The organism is Empedobacter brevis, assembly GCF_965118635.1.
Taxonomy (GTDB): domain Bacteria; phylum Bacteroidota; class Bacteroidia; order Flavobacteriales; family Weeksellaceae; genus Empedobacter; species Empedobacter brevis_A.
On the sequence record NZ_CBCPHV010000003.1, the window covers coordinates 79,681 to 104,384 of the forward strand.

General features: G+C 30.3%; 21 protein-coding genes. 13 read left to right on the plus strand and 8 right to left on the minus strand.

The features are described 5' to 3' along the window. Positions 1–143 precede the first annotated feature (143 nt). From rpsA to ACMHJW_RS04860, 7 genes are all read left to right on the plus strand, one after another. On the plus strand, positions 144–1,970 hold the full coding sequence (gene rpsA, locus ACMHJW_RS04830; protein ID WP_413532294.1) for a 30S ribosomal protein S1: 1,827 nt from the start codon (positions 144–146) through the stop codon (positions 1,968–1,970). Between the two features lie 196 nt (positions 1,971–2,166). Next, positions 2,167–2,847, plus strand: coding sequence for a response regulator transcription factor (locus ACMHJW_RS04835; RefSeq protein WP_413532295.1), 681 nt, complete (start codon positions 2,167–2,169; stop codon positions 2,845–2,847). Beyond that, entirely contained in the window at positions 2,848–4,110 is a 1,263-nt protein-coding gene (locus ACMHJW_RS04840) for a sensor histidine kinase (protein WP_413532296.1), read from the plus strand. Positions 4,111–4,238: 128 nt separating this feature from the next. Continuing rightward, positions 4,239–5,654 (plus strand): porin, encoded by a 1,416-nt coding sequence (locus ACMHJW_RS04845; RefSeq protein ID WP_413532297.1) that lies wholly within the window; start codon positions 4,239–4,241, stop codon positions 5,652–5,654. A 27-nt stretch (positions 5,655–5,681) separates the two neighbouring features. Continuing rightward, positions 5,682–6,995, plus strand: coding sequence for an MFS transporter (locus tag ACMHJW_RS04850; protein WP_413532298.1), 1,314 nt, complete (start codon positions 5,682–5,684; stop codon positions 6,993–6,995). Between the two features lie 206 nt (positions 6,996–7,201). Further along, positions 7,202–7,678, plus strand: coding sequence for an Lrp/AsnC family transcriptional regulator (locus ACMHJW_RS04855; protein ID WP_413532299.1), 477 nt, complete (start codon positions 7,202–7,204; stop codon positions 7,676–7,678). A gap of 12 nt (positions 7,679–7,690) precedes the next feature. Continuing rightward, positions 7,691–8,698, plus strand: a complete 1,008-nt coding sequence (locus ACMHJW_RS04860) for an EamA family transporter (RefSeq protein ID WP_413532300.1) — start codon at positions 7,691–7,693, stop codon at positions 8,696–8,698. 55 nt (positions 8,699–8,753) lie between these two features. On the opposite strand, the gene ACMHJW_RS04865 is transcribed toward ACMHJW_RS04860, so the two are convergent. The 5 genes from ACMHJW_RS04865 to ACMHJW_RS04885 all read right to left on the minus strand — a co-directional run bounded on the left by ACMHJW_RS04865 (position 8,754) and on the right by ACMHJW_RS04885 (position 15,937). Next, positions 8,754–10,004, minus strand: coding sequence for an erythromycin esterase family protein (locus ACMHJW_RS04865; RefSeq protein ID WP_413532301.1), 1,251 nt, complete (start codon positions 10,002–10,004; stop codon positions 8,754–8,756). A gap of 104 nt (positions 10,005–10,108) precedes the next feature. Then, the gene (gene ribB, locus ACMHJW_RS04870; RefSeq protein WP_413532302.1) at positions 10,109–11,233 is read right to left on the minus strand and encodes a 3,4-dihydroxy-2-butanone-4-phosphate synthase; all 1,125 of its coding nucleotides are present in this window, start codon (positions 11,231–11,233) and stop codon (positions 10,109–10,111) included. A gap of 9 nt (positions 11,234–11,242) precedes the next feature. Further along, on the minus strand, positions 11,243–12,703 hold the full coding sequence (locus ACMHJW_RS04875) for an LptF/LptG family permease (protein WP_413532303.1): 1,461 nt from the start codon (positions 12,701–12,703) through the stop codon (positions 11,243–11,245). 3 nt (positions 12,704–12,706) lie between these two features. After that, positions 12,707–13,336: a LolA family protein gene (locus ACMHJW_RS04880; RefSeq protein ID WP_413532304.1), complete on the minus strand. Its 630-nt coding sequence runs from the start codon at positions 13,334–13,336 to the stop codon at positions 12,707–12,709. Between the two features lie 33 nt (positions 13,337–13,369). Continuing rightward, positions 13,370–15,937 (minus strand): DNA translocase FtsK 4TM domain-containing protein, encoded by a 2,568-nt coding sequence (locus ACMHJW_RS04885; RefSeq protein ID WP_413532305.1) that lies wholly within the window; start codon positions 15,935–15,937, stop codon positions 13,370–13,372. A 280-nt stretch (positions 15,938–16,217) separates the two neighbouring features. Here ACMHJW_RS04885 and dnaX point away from each other — a divergent pair, with 280 nt between their 5' ends. Genes dnaX through ACMHJW_RS04900 form a run of 3 tightly spaced genes read left to right on the plus strand, consistent with a single transcriptional unit; the run spans position 16,218 to position 18,936 of the window. Next, the gene (gene dnaX, locus ACMHJW_RS04890; protein ID WP_413532306.1) at positions 16,218–17,306 is read left to right on the plus strand and encodes a DNA polymerase III subunit gamma/tau; all 1,089 of its coding nucleotides are present in this window, start codon (positions 16,218–16,220) and stop codon (positions 17,304–17,306) included. A 17-nt stretch (positions 17,307–17,323) separates the two neighbouring features. Then, positions 17,324–17,947 carry a hypothetical protein gene (locus ACMHJW_RS04895; protein WP_413532307.1) on the plus strand — a complete coding sequence of 208 codons (624 nt, stop codon included), beginning with the start codon at positions 17,324–17,326 and terminating at the stop codon, positions 17,945–17,947. 41 nt (positions 17,948–17,988) lie between these two features. After that, positions 17,989–18,936, plus strand: coding sequence for an FKBP-type peptidyl-prolyl cis-trans isomerase (locus ACMHJW_RS04900; RefSeq protein ID WP_413532308.1), 948 nt, complete (start codon positions 17,989–17,991; stop codon positions 18,934–18,936). 71 nt (positions 18,937–19,007) lie between these two features. Here ACMHJW_RS04900 and ACMHJW_RS04905 read toward each other — a convergent pair whose 3' ends face one another. Then, complete coding sequence (locus ACMHJW_RS04905; protein ID WP_413532309.1) at positions 19,008–19,496, minus strand: TlpA family protein disulfide reductase; 489 nt, start codon at positions 19,494–19,496, stop codon at positions 19,008–19,010. 160 nt (positions 19,497–19,656) lie between these two features. Here ACMHJW_RS04905 and ACMHJW_RS04910 point away from each other — a divergent pair, with 160 nt between their 5' ends. After that, complete coding sequence (locus ACMHJW_RS04910) at positions 19,657–21,663, plus strand: TonB-dependent receptor domain-containing protein (protein ID WP_413532310.1); 2,007 nt, start codon at positions 19,657–19,659, stop codon at positions 21,661–21,663. A gap of 74 nt (positions 21,664–21,737) precedes the next feature. Here ACMHJW_RS04910 and ACMHJW_RS04915 read toward each other — a convergent pair whose 3' ends face one another. Both ACMHJW_RS04915 and ACMHJW_RS04920 read right to left on the minus strand, forming a co-directional pair. Beyond that, positions 21,738–22,280: an RsmD family RNA methyltransferase gene (locus ACMHJW_RS04915; protein WP_413532311.1), complete on the minus strand. Its 543-nt coding sequence runs from the start codon at positions 22,278–22,280 to the stop codon at positions 21,738–21,740. Then, positions 22,256–23,047: a DUF3822 family protein gene (locus tag ACMHJW_RS04920; protein WP_413532312.1), complete on the minus strand. Its 792-nt coding sequence runs from the start codon at positions 23,045–23,047 to the stop codon at positions 22,256–22,258. The genes ACMHJW_RS04915 and ACMHJW_RS04920 overlap by 25 nt, the downstream gene beginning before the upstream one ends. 200 nt (positions 23,048–23,247) lie before the next feature. Between ACMHJW_RS04920 and kdsB the strand changes: the two genes are divergently transcribed. Both kdsB and ACMHJW_RS04930 read left to right on the plus strand, forming a co-directional pair. Continuing rightward, positions 23,248–23,991 carry a 3-deoxy-manno-octulosonate cytidylyltransferase gene (gene kdsB / locus ACMHJW_RS04925; protein ID WP_413532313.1) on the plus strand — a complete coding sequence of 248 codons (744 nt, stop codon included), beginning with the start codon at positions 23,248–23,250 and terminating at the stop codon, positions 23,989–23,991. A 146-nt stretch (positions 23,992–24,137) separates the two neighbouring features. Further along, positions 24,138–24,689 (plus strand): HNH endonuclease, encoded by a 552-nt coding sequence (locus ACMHJW_RS04930; RefSeq protein ID WP_413532314.1) that lies wholly within the window; start codon positions 24,138–24,140, stop codon positions 24,687–24,689. Positions 24,690–24,704: the final 15 nt, after the last annotated feature.

Here is a 24,704-nt window from a genome sequence, read left to right on the forward strand (position 1 = left end):
TTAAAATATAATTGTTTATCTTTGCACTCGCTAAAATGGTTTAGGAATCAAGCGATTAATTATTAAGTTAAACATCTCTCGGTCATTTATTTGCATTTGAAGATTCCGAAATAAAATAGATTGAGATACAAATTTTTAGAATTATGTCTAAAGAAACAAAACAAGAAGAGGTACAAGAAGTTGTATTGAACACTCCAGTATTAGATGCGTCTGTTAATGCAAACGTAGCTCCAGAATCATTTGATTGGGAATCTTTCGAATCAGGATTAAACGAAGAAGATCGTAAAGAAAAAGCTGAATTAGAGCAAATGTACGATACAACTTTAGAAGACTTACATGAAAATGAAGTATTCAAAGGACAAGTTGTACGTATTACAGATAAAGAAGCTATTGTTGATATCAACTTCAAATCAGAAGGTGTTATTTCATTAAACGAATTCCGTTACAACTCAGACTTGAAAGTTGGGGATATCGTTGAAGTAATGGTTGATCAACGTGAAGATAAAAATGGTCAATTAATTTTATCTCACAAAAAAGCTCGTACATTAAATGCATGGGATGCAGTTAATAAAGCACACGATTCTCAAGAAATCGTTAACGGTTACATCAAAGCTCGTACTAAAGGTGGTATGATCGTTGACGTATTCGGAATTGAAGCTTTCTTACCAGGTTCTCAAATCGATGTTAAACCAATTCGTGATTACGAACAATTCGTAGGAAAAACTATGGAGTTCAAAGTTGTTAAAATCAACCCAGAATTCAAAAACGTAGTAGTTTCTCACAAAGCGTTAATTGAAGCTGATATCGAAGTTCAGAAAAAAGAAATCGTTGCTCAATTAGAGAAAGGACAAGTATTAGAAGGTGAAGTTAAAAACATCACATCTTACGGTGTATTCGTAGACTTAGGAGGTGTTGACGGTTTAATCCACATTACTGACTTATCTTGGTCTCGTATCAACCACCCATCTGAAATCTTAGAAGATGGACAAAAAATCAACGTTGTAATCTTAGATTTCGACGAAGATAAATCTCGTATTCAATTAGGTATTAAACAATTAGAAGCTCATCCATGGGATGCTTTAGATGCTAATATTAAAGTTGGTGATAAAGTTAAAGGAAAAGTAGTTGTTTTAGCTGACTACGGTGCATTCGTTGAGGTTGCTCCAGGTGTAGAAGGTTTAATCCACGTTTCTGAAATGTCATGGTCTACTCACTTACGTTCTGCTCAAGATTTCGTAAAAGTAGGTGATGAGGTTGAAGCAGTAGTTTTAACTTTAGATAGAGAAGAAAGAAAAATGTCTTTAGGTATCAAACAATTAACTCCAGATCCTTGGACAGATATTACAACTAAATACCCAGTAGGTTCTACTCACAAAGGTAAAGTTCGTAACTTCACAAACTTCGGTGTATTCGTAGAATTAGAAGAAGGAGTTGATGGATTAATCTACATCTCTGACTTATCTTGGACTAAGAAAATCAAACACCCATCAGAATTCTGTGCAGTTGATGATATCTTAGACGTTGTAGTTTTAGAATTAGACGTAGAAGCTCGTCGTTTATCTTTAGGTCACAAACAATTAACTGAAAACCCATGGGATCAGTACGAAACTAAATATGCAGTTGGTACAGTTCACACAGGTGTTGCAGTTGACGTATTTGACAAAGGTGCTACAGTTCAATTCGAAGATGCTGACGTTGAAGCTTTCGCTCCAGCTCGTACATTAGAGAAAGAAGACGGATCTCGTATCAAAAAAGGTGAAGAAACAACTTTCAAAGTTATCGAATTCAATAAAGAATTCCGTCGCGTAGTAGTTTCTCATACAGCAACTTTCCGTGAAGAAGAAGTTAAAGCTGAAAGAACATCTAACAATAACAACAACAATTCATCTAACACAATTGAAACTTCTACTTTAGGAGATATCGATTCATTAGCAGAATTGAAAAAGAAAATGGAAGAAGGAGGAAACTAATTCTCTAACTAATATTTTTAGATAAGATAAGCTGTCCAATTTATTGGGCAGCTTTTTTTGTGTTTTGAGATTAGTATTTATAGAATAAAATTTACATTATTTTCATTCTGTTTCAAACCATTAATAACATAAAATAGAGATTAGTTTATATTTCTGTATAAATAGTTTATCTTTAAAAACAAAATTTTGAATTCGAATGAAACTTTTATTGGTAGAAGATCATCAAGAATTAGCAGATAATATTATACACTTTCTAAAACAAGAAAATTACATTTGCGAATGGGTATCAAGTATTGCCGAGGCAAAAGACATTTTATCTATGTTTGAATACGATTGTGTATTACTTGATATGACTTTGCCTGATGGAACAGGTTTAACGTTGCTGCATTACATTAAGCAACTTTATCCGGCAACACAAGTTATTATAATTTCTGCCCAAAATTCATTAGATTACAAAATAATTGGTTTAGACAGTGGTGCAGACGATTATATAACAAAACCTTTCCCTTTACCAGAGTTACATTCCCGAATAAAAGCTGTTTCCAGAAGAAGCAAAAAAGAAGTTAATAATGATTTATTGATTTATAATGAAATTGTTATTGATATGAAATCAATGGAATGTAAAGTAAAGGATGTGCTTCTAAATCTTACAAAAAAAGAATTGAATTTGTTGATTTACTTCATCAACAATAAAAATAGAGTTCTGTCTAGACAAGCAATCGCAATTCATCTTTGGGGCGATTATACCTATAATTTAGACAATGTAGATTTTATCTATCAACATCTCAAAAATCTTCGTCGTAAAATTTCGGAAGCAGACGGAACAGATTATGTACAAACAGTTTATGGATTAGGATATAAATGGACTGATGGATAAATGAGATTAAGTCAAAAAATAACACAATATCTTATTATTGTAGTTTTCTGTTCAATGGTATTTGGTTTTTTTATTTTCTACTTTGCAATAGAAAGAGCTACAAATCAATCAGCTGTTGGGAAACTAGAAAATCTCAACAATATAATTGAAAAAAAATTAGAGAATAAACCAATAGCAGAAATAGAATCTCAACATCCGCATGTTAAGATTAAACTTCTAGATGGACGATATGATAATCTTACAGAAGAAGTAATAAGACATGGAGATTACGAATGGGATGAGAAGTTACAAACAATGGTAAATCATCTAACAGTGACAACTTATCCTTTTGTTGACGGAAAACATTATCAAATAGAAAGTCAAATAAGTTTAACCATTATAGATGACAAATTTTTTGTTGGAATTTTAATGGTTATCGCATGGATATTTGTTTTCGTGATTATTTCTATTCTATTTTTTGGAGAACTTATTTCCCGAAAATTATATACACCTTTTTATCATTTGATAGACAGAATGAAACGTTTCGATTTGAAGGAGAATCAAATAATAAAAGTTGTGAATTCAGATATCAATGAATTGAACCAATTAAACGATCTTTTTCTTAAAACATCTCAACAATCAATTGAACATTATAATGCTTTAAAAGAATTTTCTCAAAATCTTTCTCATGAATTGCAAACGCCAATGGCAAATATGAAAGCAAAAATTGAGTTGATGTTGAATGAAGAATTATCAGAAACTCAGATGCAATCATTAAGTGGAATGTACGATGATATAAACAGAGTTTCTGCAATTAATCGTTCGTTGATTTTATTAATGAGCTTAGAATATCACGAAGCAACAATTGAAAAAATTAATTTAACTGAATTAATAAAAGAAATGATTTCCGAGCAAGAAGATTTAATGTTGATGAATGGTGTAGAATTGACATTAAATTTAGACAAAGATGTTTACATTAAGATGAATACACTTTTAGCTCATATTGTTTTTAATAATTTAATAAGTAATGCGAATAGACATAATCGTCAAAACGGTGTAATTGTAATAGAATTAACAAAGACAAAATTTATCATACGCAATACTGGTCATAAGGCAGAATTTACTAACGAAACTATTTTCCACCGATTCAATAAAAGTAAACACAATAAAGAATCAATAGGACTTGGATTGGCTTTAGTAAAAAAAATATTGAATGTTTATAATTTTGAGATTATTTATACATACAAATCAAATTGGCATCAATTTATGATTGATTTGAAATGATGAAAACAGAAATTTTGTATAAAATTTCAAACTTTCTTCAATAAAACTTCAACAAAACTTCAAATTTCATTTGTTATTTAGTAGTGTATAAAATACACAATATAAAAAACTAAAACACAAAGTAACACATGAGATTAAAAATTTTTATATCCACTGTATTTTTTTCTGGTTTCTTATTAGCTCAAGATTCAATCAAATTAGCGGAAGAACCAACAGAAAAAATTTATCAAGGACCTCAGTTTAAAAATTCATTAGGAGATATTAAAATTAACTTAGATGAATCAGGAGACAAGAATATAAAATTCGGATTATCAAGTCAAATTTGGTTAAGAAGTATCGAAAATAATCCTGGAACGATGGTTAATAATGTTCCTCAGGATCAGACTTATGATGCTAGTTTGCGTCGTATGAGAATATCTATCTCAGCCCAATTATCAAATTATTATTCTATTGTGATGCAATTGGGTATTAATAATCAATCTTTTATAAGTGGAGGAGGAGCTGGAACTGGAGCAAATGGTCAAGGGAAAAAACCTCAAGTATTTTTTATGGATGCGTATAATGAATTAGCAATTATTCCAAGAAAAAATGAATTCACAAAAAAAGAAAATAAAAATAATTTATACGTAGGAGCTGGTTTACATGGTTGGGCGGGTGTTAGTCGTATGACCAATGCAAGTACAACTAAATTATTAACAGCAGATTTACCTGTATTTAATTTCCCAAATATTGAGGTTTCTGATCAATTTTCTAGACAATTTGGTGTATTTGTTCATGGAGAATTTGATAGATTTAATTATAGAGTTGCAGTGAACAAACCGTTTGCAACAAATAAAAAACCAGAAGTTGGAGAAATAGTCGATAATAATCAATCTGGTAAATTATCATATGCAACTTATGCGATGTATCAATTTTTTGAAAAAGAAAATACAGCCACATCTTTTTTTGCAGGAACATATTTAGGATCAAAAAAGGTATTTAATATTGGAGCTGGTTTTTATTCGACAAATAATGCAACCTTATCTCAGCCTACAGAAGGAGTTTTTAAATCTCATAATGAATTTATTTTTGGTGCAGATGCTTTTCTAGATATGCCAATTGGTAGAAAAGCGAGAGAAATGTCTTTAAGTCTTTATTCAGTTTTTTATCGTTATAGTTTTGGTCCAAATTACTTAAGAACAACAGGTTTATTAAATCCGGGTACAGCAGATCCAGATTTTACAGGAGTTAAAGCTATGGAAGGTTTTGGGAATGCTAGATTTCTGTTGGGAACTGGAAATATATGGTATTCACAAGCAGGTTTTGTGCTTCCTAAATTTAGTAATGTTGTAAAACTTCAACCATTTTTTGCTTATGCTTTGAAAGATTTTGAAGCGCTAAATCAAACAGGAAATTATTTTGATGTAGGAGCGAATCTATTCATTTTAGCTCAGAATGCTAAAGTTGCTTATCAATATTCTTCAAGACCATTGTATGCACAAGATACGAAAGAGGTTTTTACAAGAAAAGGAGAACATTTAATCACGTTACAAATTGCATTTTAAAAGATAAATCATAAAATATTATTACAAATGAATATTCAAGAAACTAAAACAACAGAATTAACTGTTAAAGATCGTGTAAAAGCGATTATAGGTGGATCTATTGGAAATCTAGTGGAATGGTACGATTGGTATGCTTATGCAGCATTTGCTATCTATTTTTCTTCATCTTTTTTCCCTTCAGGAGATCAAACAGCACAATTATTAAATACAGCAGGAATTTTTGCAGTAGGATTTTTAATGCGCCCAATTGGTGGTTGGTTATTTGGAACAATTGCAGATAAAATTGGTAGAAAACGAGCAATGACTTTATCCGTTTTATTAATGTCATTTGGTTCTTTACTTATTGCATTAACTCCAAGTTATCAAACTATTGGAGTTTTGGCTCCAGCGCTTTTATTAATTGCTCGTTTATTACAAGGATTAAGTGTAGGAGGAGAGTATGGAGTTTCGGCAACATATTTATCAGAAATGGCTACAGCAGATAAACGTGGTTTTTATTCATCTTTTCAATATGTAACATTAATTGGAGGACAGTTAATTGCATTAGGAATTTTATTGATATTACAAAAACTACTACTTACAGAAGATCAATTATTATCATGGGGATGGAGAATACCATTTGTAATCGGAGCAATTTTATCTGTTATAGCATTGTATTTAAGAAAAAATTTACATGAAACAGAAGCATTTGAAAAGAACAACGATTCTGCAGAAGAAAAAGATAATAATGGAAGTATTAAAGAATTATTGAAATATCCAAAATCAATATTAACTGTTGTTGGTCTTACAATGGGAGGAACGTTAGCTTTTTATACTTATACAACATACATGCAAAAGTTTCTTGTAAATACAGTAAACTTAACCAAAGAAGAATCTACTTTAATTTCATTTTTATCATTATTTATTTTTGCTGCTCTTCAGCCAGCATTTGGTTTATTATCAGATAAAATAGGACGTAGACCTTTATTATTAGGATTTGGAATTTTAGGAACATTATTTACTGTTCCATTACTTACAGGACTTAGTCAAGCCACTTCTATGTGGGTAGCATTTGCATACTTAATGGCAGCCTTAATCATTGTTTCAGGTTATACATCTATTAATGCAGTAGTAAAAGCAGAAATGTTTCCTGCAAAGATTCGTGCATTGGGAGTTGGATTACCTTATGCTTTAACTGTAAGTATCTTTGGAGGTTCTGCAGAATATGTAGCATTATTTCTGAAAACAAAAGGAGTAGAAACATATTACTATTGGTATATCACAGCATGTATTGCTTTTTCATTAGTTGTTTATCTATTTATGAAAGACACAAAAGAAAATTCTATGTTGAACAAAGATTAAAATCATCATGTAATTTTTATTATTTATTATAAAAGAAAAATGAGACATCACTTTTGATTGTCTCATTTTTTTTATGTGAATAAACGATTTAATTATAATAATTTCTACGAATTAAATTATCAAGACAAAAAACTAAACAGAATATCATACATTTTTTAATAGATTTTTTGAATATTATTCAAAATAGTCTTAATTTTGCACTCGAAATGGAAAAAATAGAGTTTAATTTAGATGCTACTGATTTGAAAATCATGCGATTAATGCAAGAAAATGCACGTATTAATAATGCTGATATCGCTAGAGAATTGGGAATGGCACCTTCTGGAATATTAGAAAGGGTAAAAAAGCTTGAAAATAAGAAAGTTATTTTAGCTTATCATGCAAAAATAAATCCTGTGGCAGTTGGACAGAAATTGCTTTCGTATATTTTTATCAAAACAGTTGATATTATTGGAGACGAAACAGTAGGAAAACAATTAGCCGAAATTCCAGAAGTCTTAGAAGTTCATGACATTGCAGGAGAAGATGGATACTTGATAAAAGTAAGAACTTCTGACAATGAAGGCTTAGTAGATTTGATGAGAAAACATCTAAGTAAAATAGGTGGAATAACATCTACGCGAACAACAATTGTGTTGCAAACAATAAAAGAAGAACAAAATATCGTTATACCAACAAATTAAAATAAAGATTGAATGAAAGGAAATCAACCAAGCAAATGGCTAGTTATTGCAGCTTATTTTGTGGTTTATGTCGTTTGGGGATCGACTTATTTTTTTATAGATAAGGCTTTACATGGTTTTAGTCCATTTATTTTGGGTTCGTTTCGCTTTATAGCAGCAAGCACAATTTTAATGGGATATTGTAAATTAAAAGGTTACAAACTATGGGATAAACAAATTGTAAAACAATGTATGTTTACAGGTTTTATGCTTTTGTTTATTGATATGGCTGGTATTATTTGGTCAGAACAATTTTTACCAAGTGGAATTGTTGCGATTATGGCAGCATCTGCTGCAATTTGGTTTATTATATTAGATAAACCAAAATGGAAACAAAACTTTTCTAGCATTCCAACCATTTTAGGTGTGTTATTAGGTTTTATTGGTGTTTTGATGTTATTCTACGAACAAACAACAGCGGTGCATGTAAACCCAGATCAGCAATTCTTGAATATGATTGGTTTGATTGTTTTAGTATTTTGTTCTATTGCTTGGACGTTGGGTTCATTATATTCAAAATATATAACAGAAAAACAGAAAAAAGAAGTTACAAAACCAAAAGAAGAGTTGAATATCATGGTGAAAACAGCTTGGCAAATGATTACTGCTGGAGTTTTGTTTAACACAGTTGCAATTTTCAATGGAGAATATGCCAACTTTAATTTTGATAACGTAGCAACAGAAGATTGGTTAGCAATGGCTTATTTAGTAACTTTTGGTTCTATTCTTGCATTCGGATCATATGTTTGGTTATTACAACATCGTCCTGCTGTAGAAGTATCAACTTATGCTTACATAAACCCAATTGTAGCGGTAGCTTTAAGTTACTTTTTCTCAGACGATATTGTAACTCATTTACAGATTTACGGTTTAGTCGTGATTTTATTTAGTGTTCTTCTTATGAATTGGAATCTTTATAAAAACACAAAATTAGTTCAGAAAATTCTGCATCTTGTTTCACGTAAACATTATGCGCATTAAATATTATGTGATTATTAATAAAAAAGCTTCTCGATATCGAGAAGCTTTTTTTGTTTTAAAATGAAACAGCCGCATTTGTTGTGTTGATAAAAATAAGCCCATCAAAATATTGACTCAATTTTATTTCTTTTGTAATCATTTGTTTTTCTTCGACTGGATTAACTACTTTATATCCATAAAAACGCATTTTTAATTCTTTATCATAACTCGAATCATAGTTTTCTTGGAAGTTAATAAAAAAGTTTTGCAATGGATTTTTACTCATTTTTTGTTCCCATGAATTATCTAAAATAGCTAATAAGTTGTATGGTTTCATTACGTTATTTTTTGTGACAACATTATCCGTCATGGCGTTATATGTACCTTGTGCAGTAAATGTTGCCAATGCATAATAGTTGTTGGTATATTGTTTTTTTAGATATCCGCCCATTCCTTCGATCAAAGTTGGTTGTAAGGCAATATGTCCATTATGTGCATAAACAATAACTTTTTGATTCATTTCTGACTGAATTTTTTGAATCATTTCGCTCATAGCAAAATCTCTCGAAAAGTCATAGTTTTCTTTGCTTGCTTCATAAAAATTTTGAAAACCAAGTTGTAAATTATACGTTGCGATTTTAGAATTTACGTTCAAGTTAGCGGAATAAATACTGTCTAATTTTTTTGTTAACAAATAGCCGTCAACACCATTTTTAATTAGATTTTTCATATCAACATTGTATTCAACATTGTTACTTTGGCTCCAAGCTTCGTCAATTGTTTTTGCTTTAGAACTAATTTCACGAACTAGATTTGCATAATTTTTATCTTGAATCAATTGATCTTTTTCTAAAACAACTGTGCTATTATTCAGGAAATTTATGTCGAAACCAGTTAAAATAATTTTATCTTGATTTTTTGCATTATATTTTCTTACCCAAGTAAACAATTCTTCAATTTCTTTTGTTTGCCAAATCGAAAGAATATTTTCTTTTATGATTGACCGAATATTTTTAGTCGAATTAATTTCTTGATTCAAAATAGACATATCTCCAAAAGCAGTTTCAAAAGCGATAACTCTAAAATTATGTTTTTGAATTAATTCCTTAGAAATCTGATTTCGAATAAAGTTAAATTCTTTGGTCCCGTGAGTGCCTTCTCCTAATGCTACAATAGTTTTGTTTTTTGTGGCGTCAATAATTGGTTGGATAGATTTAAATTGTTCTGATTTTGGATTAAATTTAAGTGGATATTCGTTGGTTTTAGATTGGGAATATGCTATTGTTGTCAGAAAAGAAAAACATGCAATAAAAAGTTTATTTTTCATAATGGTTTTTATTATAAGACTACAATATAATGAAAAGGTTACAGAATAATACAAAAAAAGCAGCTCTTCTCAGAACTGCTTTTGTATATCGGATAAATTATTTATTACAATGTAGTACATTTCACTATTTCCAAACCATATTGTGTTGTATGCGGTTCTTCTAGAGTGCGCGTAATCAAATTCATTTTTTGAATGCCTAAATCCTTGATGATTTGCGAACCAATTCCGTGATCTTTTTCATCGGCAGGTAAAACACCCGATTTAGATTTTCCTTCAGAAAAACTTTTGAAAATCTCTAATTTTTGTTCAATCAATTCAGAATTCTGAATGTTATTAATAAAAATAACAACTCCTTTTTCTTCTTCATTAATGATGTTCATTGTTTTTTCTAACAATGGTGTTTCTCCGTTTTGCAAAGCACTGAATAAGTCATAATAACTATTTGTAGATTTTACACGAACAGGAACAACATCATCTTTTGTCCATTTTCCTTTTTTCAAAGCAAAGTGAATTTGATTATTTGTTGTTTGTTGATAGGCTATTAATTCATATTCACCAAATCTTGTTTTTGCAGGAAATTGATCGATACGTTTTACCAATGATTCGTTTTCTAATCGATAAGCAATCAGATCTTCAATTGAAACAATTTTAAGATCAAATTTTTTGGCAATTTCCAATAATTCTGGTAGGCGAGCCATTTCTCCATCTTCTTTCAAGATTTCAACAATACATCCTGCAGGATAATGTCCTGCCATGCGAGCCAAATCAACAGCAGCTTCTGTATGTCCCATACGAACTAAAACTCCACCATCTTTAGCAATCAATGGGAAAATATGTCCTGGCTTTCCTAAATCATCTGGATTTGTATTTTCATCAATTAAAGCTTGAATAGTTTTAGAACGATCCGAAGCTGAAATTCCTGTTGTACATCCATGACCTTGTAAATCTACAGAAACCGTAAAATTAGTTTCGTAAATTGCTGTATTGTGTCCTACCATAAGATCTAAGCCTAACGCTTTACATCTTTGTTGAGTAAGTGGTGTACAAACCAATCCGCGTCCATGCGTTACCATAAAGTTGATTACTTCTGGTGTAGCAAATTCTGCGATACATAAGAAATCTCCTTCATTTTCACGATCTTCATCGTCAACTACAATGATAACTTTTCCTTGTTTTAAATCTTCTAAAGCTTCTTCAATTGTGTTTAATTGAGATGATCTATTTTCCATTGTTTTATGTTATTGGTAACGAGAATGCTCCTCGCTTTTGTTTGTTTTCTTAAATTTATTAAAGTATTTTACAATTGGATCAACGTAAATACTGACATCAAATAATCCCGAATCCTGATTAGCTTTGTAACTAAACAAAATAGAGAAAGGTAGCGCAATGATATTTGCTGCCCAAGCTGCAAAAGTTGGTTCTAATTTACCATTCTTTGCCATGTTTTCTGCAGAGAAATTAAGAATAAAATAAATTACGAAAATGATAATTGAAATGACAACTGGCATTCCAATTCCTCCTTTTTTTACAATTGCTCCTAAAGAAGATCCAATTAAAAAGAAAATAATACAAGTTACAGCATACGAGAAATTTCGATGGTAATGAATATTTATTTTCGAATATAATTTTTCTTTATTAATAATTTCTTGTTCAGAGAATGTTATATTTTCTTGATCACGATTCACCATTTGTATTGCTTGATTAAGCACTTGATCTTGTTGCTCGCGACTATATTCTTTCAAATCAAAAACCATATTAGTTTTTACAGAATCTATTTGTTTTACCTTAGAAGAATAGTAAAAATTCTGATTAAATGTGTTGGTTTTTAAATCTTTATAATATTTTTTGTAGTTAGTATTTAAGGAATCAATAAGATGTCTTAAACCTTTTCCATCCAAGTATTTGTAAGAGTTTCCTGGATCTTCGTCTTTTCCTGAATTTAAAATATCAGTAATGTCAATATAATAGTTTAATGTATCAAATTTCGTGTATTGATTTTCTTGACGTTTACGTTGATCAAAGTTTTTATCTTTTACATTGTCTGTATAAGCAATTCCATCAAAAAGTTCCATTTTTAGGTAATGATTATCATTCTTGTCAGGAGCAAGATTTCCTTTCTTTGCAATGATTGTCATTGTATTGTCGTTAAAAGTTGCATTTTGATGAACAAAAACATCTTCTAACTTTTCTGAATTTTCTCCAGAAACTTTGTTGATTTTCATTTGAAAACCTGGAACTGTTTCAATAAAAACACCTTCTTTCATACTTACAGTTGGTTTGGTTTGTAAGATGTTGAAGTACATTGTTCGTGCTTTTTGTTGAGAATAAGGCATTACTTTATCTCCAAAAAAATACAATCCAATAGACATTAATAAGATTAATGTAAACAAAGGTGCAAGTATTCTGGTAAGAGAAATTCCAGATGCTTTCATTGCAGCTAATTCATAGCGTTCTCCAAAACCTCCCATTGTCATAATCGACCCTAAAAGAATTGTAAGAGGCAATACAAGTTGAATAACATTGATTCCTAACCAAAAAAGTAATTCTGTAATAGTGTACCATTCTAAACCTTTACCAACAAATTTTTCCATTTGTTGCCATGCAAATTGCACGATAAAGATGAAAAATAGAACACTAAATATGAAAAAAAATGGGCCTAAAAAGGTCTTAATTAGATACCAGTCAAGTTTTTTTAACATTGATTATAATTGAGTAATCATATAGCCTTGCGACTTATATTTCTTTTGGTCAAAGTTAAAGTAACTTTTGTGAATAAGTAAATTTTGAACGTAATCTTTTACAACGATTGATGTTGTATCGCCATTTTTAGCATATTCTTTATAATCATAAATTTCATTATTCGCTGTATTTACTCCTAAGAGCGAATATTTGATTGATGAAGTTTTTGTAGGCGTTAATTTTATATATTGAATTGTTTTTCCTCCAATTGTTTTCTTATCTGTTAATGCATAGCTAAAATCTGTACGATAAGTATTCAGAACTTTAGTTGGCGTTAAGAAATCATCTGTGTTAGATGCATCAGAAATAGTGACTTCTTTATCATCTTTTGCAATTGTATATAATTTAGTTCCTGTAAAAATTTGATTAATGTCTCCTACATTCAAATTGAATTTTTGTTTCATCGAAAAAACTTCACCCGAACGATTTGTTGCTTTTCCGTTAGCATTATGGCTAAAATCAAATTTGATGTAATATGAGTTTGCGTTGGTATATTTTGCGTAAACTTTGTCTAATATTTGTTTTGCTGATTGAGCATTTAAAGTTCCAACCCCTACTAATAAGAGTATGAAAGAATAGATTATCTTTTTCATACAATTTAATTTTCTATTTGTTTTTTATAAATTTTAGTTCAAATTATTCAACAACTGTTCCAAACTCATGTCGTCTTGTATCAGTACTTGTCTAGCTTTGCTTCCTTCAAAGGGACCAACAATTCCAGCAGCTTCTAATTGATCAATCAAACGTCCGGCGCGGTTATATCCTAATTTTAATTTTCGTTGTAATAAAGACGCAGAACCTTGTTGATTCATTACAATTAATCGTGCAGCATCTTCAAATAAAACATCGCGATCCGATAAATCTATATCTAAAGAAGATCCACCTTCTTCGCCAACATATTCAGGTAAATGCATAGCATCTGGATAACCACGTTGTTCACCAATGAATTCTGTGATTTTATCTACTTCAGGCGTATCGACAAAAGCACATTGCAAACGAATTAATTCGTTTCCTGTTGTATATAACATGTCACCTTTTCCTATTAATTGATCTGCTCCTGGAGAATCTAAAATTGTTCTTGAATCGATTTTAGATGTTACACGGAAAGCAACACGACCAGGGAAATTGGCTTTAATTGTTCCTGTAATTACATTGACAGAAGGACGTTGAGTTGCAACAATTAAATGAATACCAACGGCACGAGCTAATTGTGCTAAACGTGCAATAGGTAGCTCAACTTCTTTTCCAGCTGTCATAATCAAGTCAGCAAACTCATCTACAATTAATACAATATATGGTAAAAAACGATGTCCAGCTTCTGGGTTTAATTTTCTTTGTTTGAATTTTTCATTGTATTCTTTGATGTTTCGAACGAAAGCATTTTTCAATAATTCGTAACGATCATCCATTTCAATACAAAGCGAATTCAATGTGTTAATAACTTTCGTATTATCCGTGATAATTGCTTCTTCAGCGTCTGGTAATTTCGCTAAGTAATGACGTTCTATTTTAGAATATAAAGTAAGCTCAACTTTTTTAGGATCGACCATTACAAACTTTAATTCAGAAGGATGTTTTTTATAAATTAATGAAGCGATAATTGCATTCAATCCTACAGATTTACCTTGTCCAGTTGCACCAGCCATTAATAAGTGAGGCATTTTTGCTAAATCGGCAACAAAAGTTTCATTTGTAATTGTTTTCCCAAAAGCAATTGGCAATTCCATATCAGAATTCTGAAATTTTTGTGAAGCTATTACAGAATGCATCGAAACCATCGATGGATTAGAATTTGGAACCTCAATACCAATAGTTCCTTTTCCTGGAATTGGCGCAATAATACGAATACCAAGAGCAGCTAAACTTAACGCAATATCATCTTCAAGATTTTTGATTTTAGAAATACGAACTCCAGCTTGTGGAACAATTTCATAAAGCGTTACAGTTGGTCCAATGGTAGCTGTAATTTGTGAAATACCGATTCCGTAGTTGCCTAAAGTTTCGATAATTTTATTTTTGTTCGATTCTAATTCTTTTTGATCAATTAAGGTATTTCCATTATCGTACTTTCTCAATAAAGAAATTGGAGGAAATTGATAATTTGGTAAATCTAAACGTTGATTATATTCACCTTGTTCCTGAACCAATCGAGCAGAAGTTGCTTCAAATTCTTCTTCTTCATCGATTTGTTGAACTTTTAATTCTAAATTATTTCCAGGTTGTTCTTCTGCCGAATTTATTTCAGGAATAATTTCGATTTCTTCAAAAGTTGGAGCAAAATCAATTTCATTATTTTCTTCTTCAACTTCTTCTTCAATATCTTCAACGACCAATTCAGTTATATTGAAAGGAGTTTCTTCAACCTGAATTTCCTCTTGTGGTTGATTGATCGTAAATTCTTGATGAAACGATTCGTTCGGATTCACTTTATGCGATTTAATTGCTTCTTTTTCATAATTTTCAATTAAATCTACTTCTTCAATCAAATCTATTTCTTGTTGTTTTTCAGCTTCTTGATTGAATTTATTTATCTTTTCTTGTTCTTCTTTTTCTTTGCGTTGTCTTAATTGAATTTGCTCTTTTTTGATTCGCTCTTGTTCTTTTTCAATTCGTATAAGCTCTTTTTGTTTTGCACGTTCTTCCATTTTTGCTTGGAAAGATTCATACGTCATTCTAAAATGAATCACACAATAGATTAATAAACTAACAAAAAGCAATAAAATAACGCCCCATTTACCGATAAAGCTATTTAGGAAATCATTTATTTCAAAACCCATTACGCCAGAAAGCATATGCTGAGTTGGTAAAATACAACCAAAGAAAATTGGTAACCAAATCATGAAGAAAATACTTTGATAAAGCGTTGTAAAAGGTTTGATTTTTTTCCAATTTGTAGCAACTTTAATTCCTAAAAGAACAAAGAAAATTGGAACAAAAAATGAAACAATTCCTATTCCTTGCAAAATGAAAGTTTCTCCTAACAATGCGCCAAACTTCCCGAAAATATTTTCTGCAGTTTGACTTTTGTCTAATAAATCAGAAATTTGACTCTGATCCATAAAACCATTAAAGAAATAAGAGATAAACGAAGCTAATAGTAATAAACCAATTACTAAGAACAGAATACCTACAATTGTTTTTATGATTTGTTTTTTAGAAGTTTTTGGTACTTCTTGCGTGTTTTTTATAGCCATTTTTAAGGTTGAGTATATTGAGGCAAAAATAATAAATCTTGATAGACGAATCTAACGAAAAGTGTTTAAATTTATTAAAATCATAATCAAATGTTACTCAATTTGCTATCTATTTTAGATTTTTATAGGAAATGAAGTATAAAAAAGCTTGTTGTTAAATTAAATATTTTTTTGAATTGTTTGTAATTATACATTTTAGAAAGCTTAAAAACTAATATTAAGTGTTGAGTTTTGAAAGAATTTTTTATTAGAAATTTAAAACTATTATATTTGCATTTGTATGGAAAATTTTGTTGTTTCAGCTAGAAAATATCGCCCGTTAAATTTTGAAGATGTTGTAGGACAAGCGTCTATTACAAATACATTAGAACAAGCGATAAAATCAAATCAATTGCCACAAGCTCTTTTGTTTTGTGGGCCAAGAGGTGTTGGAAAAACAACATGTGCTCGAATTTTAGCGCGTAAAATCAACGAAGAAAATGGCGTTGAAGGTGATCAAGATTTTGCTTTCAATATTTTTGAGTTAGATGCAGCGTCAAACAATTCGGTTGATGATATTCGAAATTTAATCGATCAAGTACGTATTGTTCCACAAATAGGAAAATATCGTGTTTACATTATTGATGAGGTTCATATGTTATCAACAGCAGCTTTCAATGCTTTTCTTAAAACATTGGAAGAACCACCTGCACATGCGATTTTTATTTTAGCAACTACAGAAAAACATAAAATTATTCCTACGATTCTTTCCCGTTGTCAGATTTATGATTTCAAAAGAATTGGAGTTGAAGATATCAAAGGACATCTAAAAAATGTTGCAGAAAAAGAACATGTAGCTTTTGAAGATGATGCATTGTATTTAATTGCTCAAAAGGCAGATGGAGCTTTGCGCGATTCGTTGTCAATCTTTGATAGAATGGTAACTTTTACAAACAAAAAATTGACTTATTCTGCAGTTGCAGAAAACTTGAATGTATTAGATTACGATTATTATTTCAAGATGACAGATGCATGTTTGGAAAATGATATTCCACAAGCAATGTTACAATTGAATGAAATTTTGGATAAAGGTTTCGATGCACATATTTTTATTAGTGGATTAGGAGCTCATTTTCGAGATTTATTAATGGCGAAAACTGCTAATACAGTTAGTTTGTTGGAAGTTGGAGAGCGTATAAAAGAAAAATATTTGGAACATGCACAAAAATGTACGCCAATGTTTTTGTTTGGTGCGATTGAAATTTGTAATGAAGCTGACTTGAATTATAAATCCAGCAAAAATCCACGTTTAACAGTTGAAATTGCATTAATGCAGTTAGCTTCTTTAACAGTAGAAGAAAACGGACTTAAAAAAAAAAGTATAGGATAGTTCCGCCAACATTTTATTTGTCTGAACAACAACCTTCTAAAATTGAAGTCCCTCAAGTTCAGCAAAGTAATTCTATTCAACAAAACGGACAAGCTTTACCACAAACAAATACGCAACAAGTTAAAACTTCGATTTCAGAAGAAGTCAAAGAATATGCACGAGCAGCAAAACCGATAAAAACGAATAGAAATTCTTCGTTTAGTCTTAAAATGGCTTTGCCAGGAGCAAAAGTGGAAGAAGATCAAGAAGAGATTTTACGAAATGATTTGCCTCGAGAAAAATTTACCTTGGATCAAGTAAAAGATGGTTGGAAGAGATTTTTGGATCGCTTAAAAATAGAACACAATATTCCATCATACAATGCTTTGATGACGACAAATCTTGATTTGGTAGATGATGAAATTATTTTCGAATTTACTTCTCATTCATCTAAACAAGAGTTTGAAGAATATAAGGATAGAATTAGAAATAGTTTAAGAGTTTTTCTTAAAAATCACTATTTTAGTATTCAAATTAAGTTTTCAGAGAAGGAGGCAGAGAATCATATATTATCTAATAAAGAAAAATTTGATAAATTATTAGACAAAAATCCGATTTTGTTAAAATTAAAAGAAGAATTTGGGTTAGATTTGTATGATTAATGAAAGTTTCTTATTAAACTTGCAATAAATTTTTATAAATAATGAAAAAAGTTCTTTTAGGGATTTTTGTTGTTGCGTCGTTAGCGTCTTGTAACAAAGGAAAATCTGTAGACAAATTAGAAAGCGAAGATCAAAAAGCTTCTTATGCTTTTGGTACTGGTCTTGGTGAGCAAATCAAAGGTCTTGGAGGACGTTTAGTTGAAACGGATAGTATCAACTACGATCAATTAGAGAAAGGGATCCGTGATTACTTAAAAGCAGGTAAAGAAGGTAGAGAATCTTACGCGATTGGTCAACAAGTTGGTCAACAAATAGAGACGGTTATTAACCAACAACAATTAGATCAAATGGACAAAGATATCATTGTTCAAGGGATTATGGATGTTGTGCGTCACAAAAAATTGTTGATTACACAAGAAGCAGGAATGGGTATTTTAGATACTTATGCAAAAAACAATCAACAAAAATTAGTTAAGAAAAATGCTGATGAATCTGCTAAATTAGTAGAAGAAAAGAAAAAAGCATCAGGAGCTAAATCAACTGCTTCAGGACTAGTTTATGTTGTAGAGAAAGAAGGAACAGGTGCTAAACCAAATATTAATAGTGTTGTTAAAGTAAAATATACTGGTAAAATTTTAGCTACTGGTAAAACTTTTGATAGCACTGATAAAAATCCAGAAGCAAAAGGAGGTGTAGAATTTCCTTTGAATCAAGTTATTCCAGGATGGTCAGAAGGTTTACAATTAATGTCTAAAGGTGCAAAATATAAATTCTATATCCCTGCTAACTTAGGTTACGGTGAAAATGGAGCTCCAGGAGGACAAATTGGACCAAATCAAGCATTAGAGTTTGAAGTAGAATTAGTTGATTTCAAAGAAGGTCAGCCAGCTCCACAAGGTCAACCAGGTGCGCAAGGGCAAGGATTGACGGAAGAGCAAATAAAAGAGTTACAAAAACAATTTGAAGCTCAATCTAAACAAGGAAAATAATCTTTATTGGATATAATAAAAAATTCCACTCAATTCAATTGAGTGGAATTTTTTTATGGATTAAATTGTTCTTATTTCAAGTAGTTGAAGATTTGATTCGCATCAACAGAACCTTTTTTTATTGTTACAAGATTCTTGTCTTTATCAAACAAATAAAATGTAGGAATTGAAGTTGGTTGAAATATAGGGCCAAATTCGTAATTAGAATCGTATAATAATTCTACATTTTTGTTATCTACAAATTTTGGAGCATTCTCTTTCAGGAAAGGTAAAACGTCTTTTGCTTCGTATGCAGAAACTAGAATAATTTGAGTGTTTTTTAAATGCTCATCGTAATTATTACTGAAATGATTTAATGCTAATTTACAATGTATACATGTTGGTGAATATAAAACAATCAAGGTTTGTTTTCCTTTTTTGATGTCTTTTGAGTTGAAGATTCCATCTGATTGCATTTTAACAAAAGAAAATTCAGGAATTGTTTTTAATGTATTTTCTGTTTGCGCGAATGTAAATATAGAACACAACAATAGCAATAATGCAGTAAGTTTTGTTTTCATGTTTAAATAAATCGTATTTAGGAGGTAATTTACTCAAATAATTAAATTATAAAGCATTTTTTTTTATAAAGTGAGTATTATCACTTATATAATTTTTAATTATTCCAAATAAAAAGTTAATATTGCACTGGTTTTATTTAGAATAATTAAACATAGATATATGAAATTAAATAAAGGATTTATCTCTTCATCATTTTTAGCTTTATCATTTTTAGCTAATGCACAAGAAAAGGATAGTTCTAATTATACTTTAGATCAGGTTGTTATAACCGGTAGTGGATACGAACAGAAAATAAAAGATGCGCCAGCAACTATCTCTGTTATTACTCAAAAAGAAATAAAGATGAAAGCTTATAGAGATATAACGGATGCATTGCAAGATGTGCCAGGTGTCTTTATAACAGGAGGAGGAAGTTCAAGTGATTTTTCTATTAGAGGAACGGATTCTTCTCATACAATGGTATTGATAGATGGGAAAAGAGTAAACTCAAGAGAAACTCGTCCAAATTCTGATGGACCTGGAATTGAACAAGGTTGGATGCCTCCAATTGAAGAAATAGAAAGAATAGAGGTTATAAAAGGTCCAATGTCTTCTTTATATGGTTCAGATGCAATGGGAGGTGTAATTAATATTATTACAAAAAGAAGTTCTAATAAATGGAAAGGTTCATTAGGAACAAATCTTACAGCTCAAACACATAGTAATTCAGGGAATACATATCAAGTAAACGGATATACATCAGGTTCTGTAATAGATGATTTGTTGAAAGTGAAAATCGGAGCAAACTATTCTAAAAGAGAAGAAGATAAATTTATAGGAGGATTTACAGAACGTATTATAAAAAATGTAGATTCTCAATTAGATTTTACACCATCAAAAACTGATGTTTTTAGTTTCGGATATAATTTTAACAGACAAGAGCGTAATCAAAATCCTAATAAAACCTTAGCAACTACTGCAAAACCAACACAAAATGATTATGACAGAAATGCATTTACTCTTTCTCATGCTGGAGATTATACTAATTTTCATACTAAAAGCTACTTACAATACGATAGAACTAAGAATCCCTCAAGAAAAATGGATTATGCTACATTTATAGCTAATTCCATAAATAATTTTAATTTAGGTAAAAGTGTAGTGAGTTTTGGTGGAGAATATCGTTATGAGAATCTTAAAGATGAAGGAAATCAATTAACTACAAATGGTGATGTTTTAGATAAATTGACAAGATGGAATTTATCATTTTTTGCAGAAGTTAATTTAAAATTAATTGATCAACTGAGTTTAGTTGCAGGAGGTAGATATGATCATGATGAAAATTATGGAGGTAATTTTACACCAAGAGCTTATGTAGTTTGGGATGTTAATAATAATTTCACGCTTAAAGGGGGAGTGTCATCTGGTTTCAAAGCTCCAGGATTACGTGCAGTTTCTCCAGGTTGGGGACAAGTAACAGGTGGAGGAGTTCAAAATGGGATGATTATAGGGAATCCTGATTTAAAACCTGAGAAAAGTGTAAATTATGAAGCTACTATAATGTTTGAAGATGATTCAAAAAGATTCAATATTTCAGGTACAGCATATTTAACTAATTTTAAAGAAAAGTTAGTTGAAGAAAGATTATGTAATAATGCTGAAGAATGTACAAAATACGCAGATAAATACGGAGAAATCTTCGATTTTATTTCTGTTAGAAATAATATTGATAAAGCAAGGATGAAAGGTGTTGAAATAAGTACATCGGTAAAAATTTTACCAAAGCTTAACTTGAAAGCCAATTATACTTACACAGAGACATTATCTTTATCTAATTCTAATCCAAAATTGAATAAGGTTAATTTGAATAGATTACCAAAAAATATGGCAAATGCTACACTTTCTTGGGATACAAGTAAAGTTGTTCAATTATGGACAAGATGGAATTATAGAGGTAAAACAACTGGAGGAATCTCAAGAGGTAATTACAATCCTGTTCCAATTCCAGAATATAGTTTATTTGATTTAGGAAGTGTTTTTAATATGACAAAGTCTTTACAATTGACAGCAGGTATTTATAACTTCTTTGATAAAAAAATCATAAATGATACAAGTTTAGGTGTTAATAACTATGGTTTCAGAATTGATGGACTTCGTTATCAAATAGGAGCTACATTTAGATTTTAATTTTTATAACATTTTATAAAAAAAAATAGCTATTTCAGAAAGAAATAGCTATTTTTTTTAATTATTAGAGTATCTTATTCGAAAAACGAAAAATGTACGTTTCCATATTTTTTGTGTTGTACAAAGCGAGGATGATCTTCAAAAGAAATACTTGAAGGATGCTCTAAAACAAAATTTCCACCTTCTTCCAACCAATTGTTATCAATAACTAAATCTGGAATTTTTTTATACGTTTTAATATCCAAATCGTAAGGAGGATCAGCAAAAATAATATCAAACTTCTTGATAGGCTGTTTGTCCAAATATTTTATGACATCACTTTTTACAGTAGAGATAACTTCATCTAATTTTAATTGCTTTGCAGTATCGTCTAAAAAATTTACACAACCGTAGAAATTATCAACAGAAGTTACTTTCTTAGCTCCACGCGAAGCAAATTCTAATGAAATACTTCCTATTCCAGAAAATAAATCTAAAACAGTAATCTCATCGAAATACCATTCGTTGTTTAAGATATTAAATAAAGCTTCTTTCGCGAAGTCTGTTGTTGGACGCACCGGCAAGTTATTTGGTGCTGTAATTCTTTTTCCTTTTAATGTTCCTGAAATGATTCGCATTCGAATAATTTATATAATGTAAAATATTGCCCAAGTTGTTGATCCGAATCGTTAAACGAAATATGACGAACATATTTTTGCAAAGTTTCTTGGTAATCTAACAAATTTAGAAAATCACCAAAAGCATATAACGAAACCGTATTTGGACTAATATCTAATTGATTTAATGTATACAAAATGTAAAACAAAAAGTCTTCTTTCGTTTTTGTTTCAAATAGATTATAAAAAATAAATTCTCCATTGCTCAAAACACAAACTTCTAATTTTTGATGCATTAAATTGATATAAATTTCATCGTTTTTAGAATTAATCATTCCATAATCCACCAAAAATTTGCCCGAATGATACAAACGTGCATTTTGCAAATTTGGTAACGAAAGCAAAACATCTTTCAGTGGATAATGAATATTATAGATAATTGATGCATCTACATTTTCCAAAGGACAATCTATTGCCAATTGTATAGGACTATAATCAGAAAGTGATAACAATTCTTCAAAAGGTTTATGTACAAATTGATTTGGAATAACATTTATCGTTGTCGACAAAAAACAGATATGCACATAATCATATTCTTGCAAAAAAGCCAAGTTCGAACGTAATTCATGTTCAATCTCAATCTCCGTTTTATTAAGATTTGTAAAATCTACAGAATAGTCATAAACATCCGAGTACGAAGTCGTTTCTCCGTCGGTTGTTTTGGTAATATAACTAAGCATATCGTGAGATAATAAAATCGCTAACGAACGTTGAGTTGTTTTTGACATAAATTTTTCTTTATCCTTGAATTTTTAACTCGCTGATTAAGATATATATTAATCCTAATGAAATCAAAAATAACAAAATTTTGAAAGCAATCTTCATACAGAAAATTTATTTTAGCAAAGATACTATAATTATTTTGTTGATTAAAGAAGCATTTCAACCGAATCTATTTTAAATTTACAAAAAATTGAAATTAAAAATTGTGAGAAAAATAGCCGTAATTCCTGCTCGTTATGCAGCAACACGTTTTCCAGGAAAATTAATGCAAAAATTGGGAGACAAAACTGTAATAAGAATGACATATGAAAATGTTGTTGCAACAAATTTGTTTGATGATGTTTTTGTCGTAACAGATTCTGATTTGATTTTTGATGAAATTGTTTCACATCATGGTAAAGCTATAAAAAGTCTCAAAGATCACGAAACAGGAAGCGATCGAATTGCAGAAGCTATACAGAATATCGAATGCGATATAATCTTGAATGTACAAGGCGACGAACCATTTGTTAATAAAAAAGCTTTGGCAGATATTTTGTCATCTTTTGATGGAGAAATAGGAAAAACGGTAGATGTTGCAACGCTAAAAGAAGCAATACAAAAAGAAGAAGATATCAACAATCCCAATTTTGTAAAAGTCGTAACAGATATCAACGATTTTGCGCTTTATTTTTCACGTTCAGTAATTCCATTTGCCCGCGAAACTAATTTTACACCAAATTATTTCCGTCATTTAGGCATTTATGCATTCAGAAAAGAAGCTTTATTACAGTTTTCAAGCCTTAAAATGAGACAAAATGAACGAGCAGAAAAACTAGAACAACTACGTTATTTAGAATACGGAATGAAGATTAAAGTTATTGAGACAGAATCAATAGGAGTTGGTATCGATACCCCCGAAGATTTAGAGCGTGCAAAAAAGTATTTATCTACTATTGTTAAAAATTAATGTTTAAACTTTTTATGAATTATATTTGCCACCCAAAATCACCTATACTTAGCTTAAAGATGAAATAATTAAGTTTATAAATACTTAAAAAATTATTTCGGTATGAATGTTGTTGTAAAATGAAGTAAATAAGTAAAATAGTGATTATGAGTGATTCATGGAAAGAATACGAAGCAGAAGGGCTAATTGAGAAAAGATCCTTCTTAGTTTCAAAAGATGGACTTGTCAAAAAAATGTACACAGGACAAGAAAAATACAAAATTTTAGAAGGTGCAATCAATAATGGTTATCGAGCTATTTGGGTAACAAAAGCCGATGGGAAACGTACAGCAAAATATGTACACAAAATGGTTGCTGAAACTTTTCTACCAAACGAGGAAAACAAAGAGTATGTTGTGCATTTGGACCACAATAAATTAAACAACGCAGTTGGTAATTTAAAATGGGCAACGTTAGACGAATGGAAAGAACATAATAAAGACTTATTCAGAATGATGAAAGGTCGTTCTCGCTTAGATAGCATTCCAAATAGTAAGCTAACAGAAGCCCAAGTAATTCGTTTAAAAAAGAAATTACTTGATCCAAATAGAAAAACTAAAATTTCTACTTTAGCTAAACAATTTAATATTTCTCAAGGACAAGTTTACCGCATTTTAAGAGGAGAAAACTGGTCGCATATAGAAGTTAAAAAAGATTAAAATACAACATTTCTT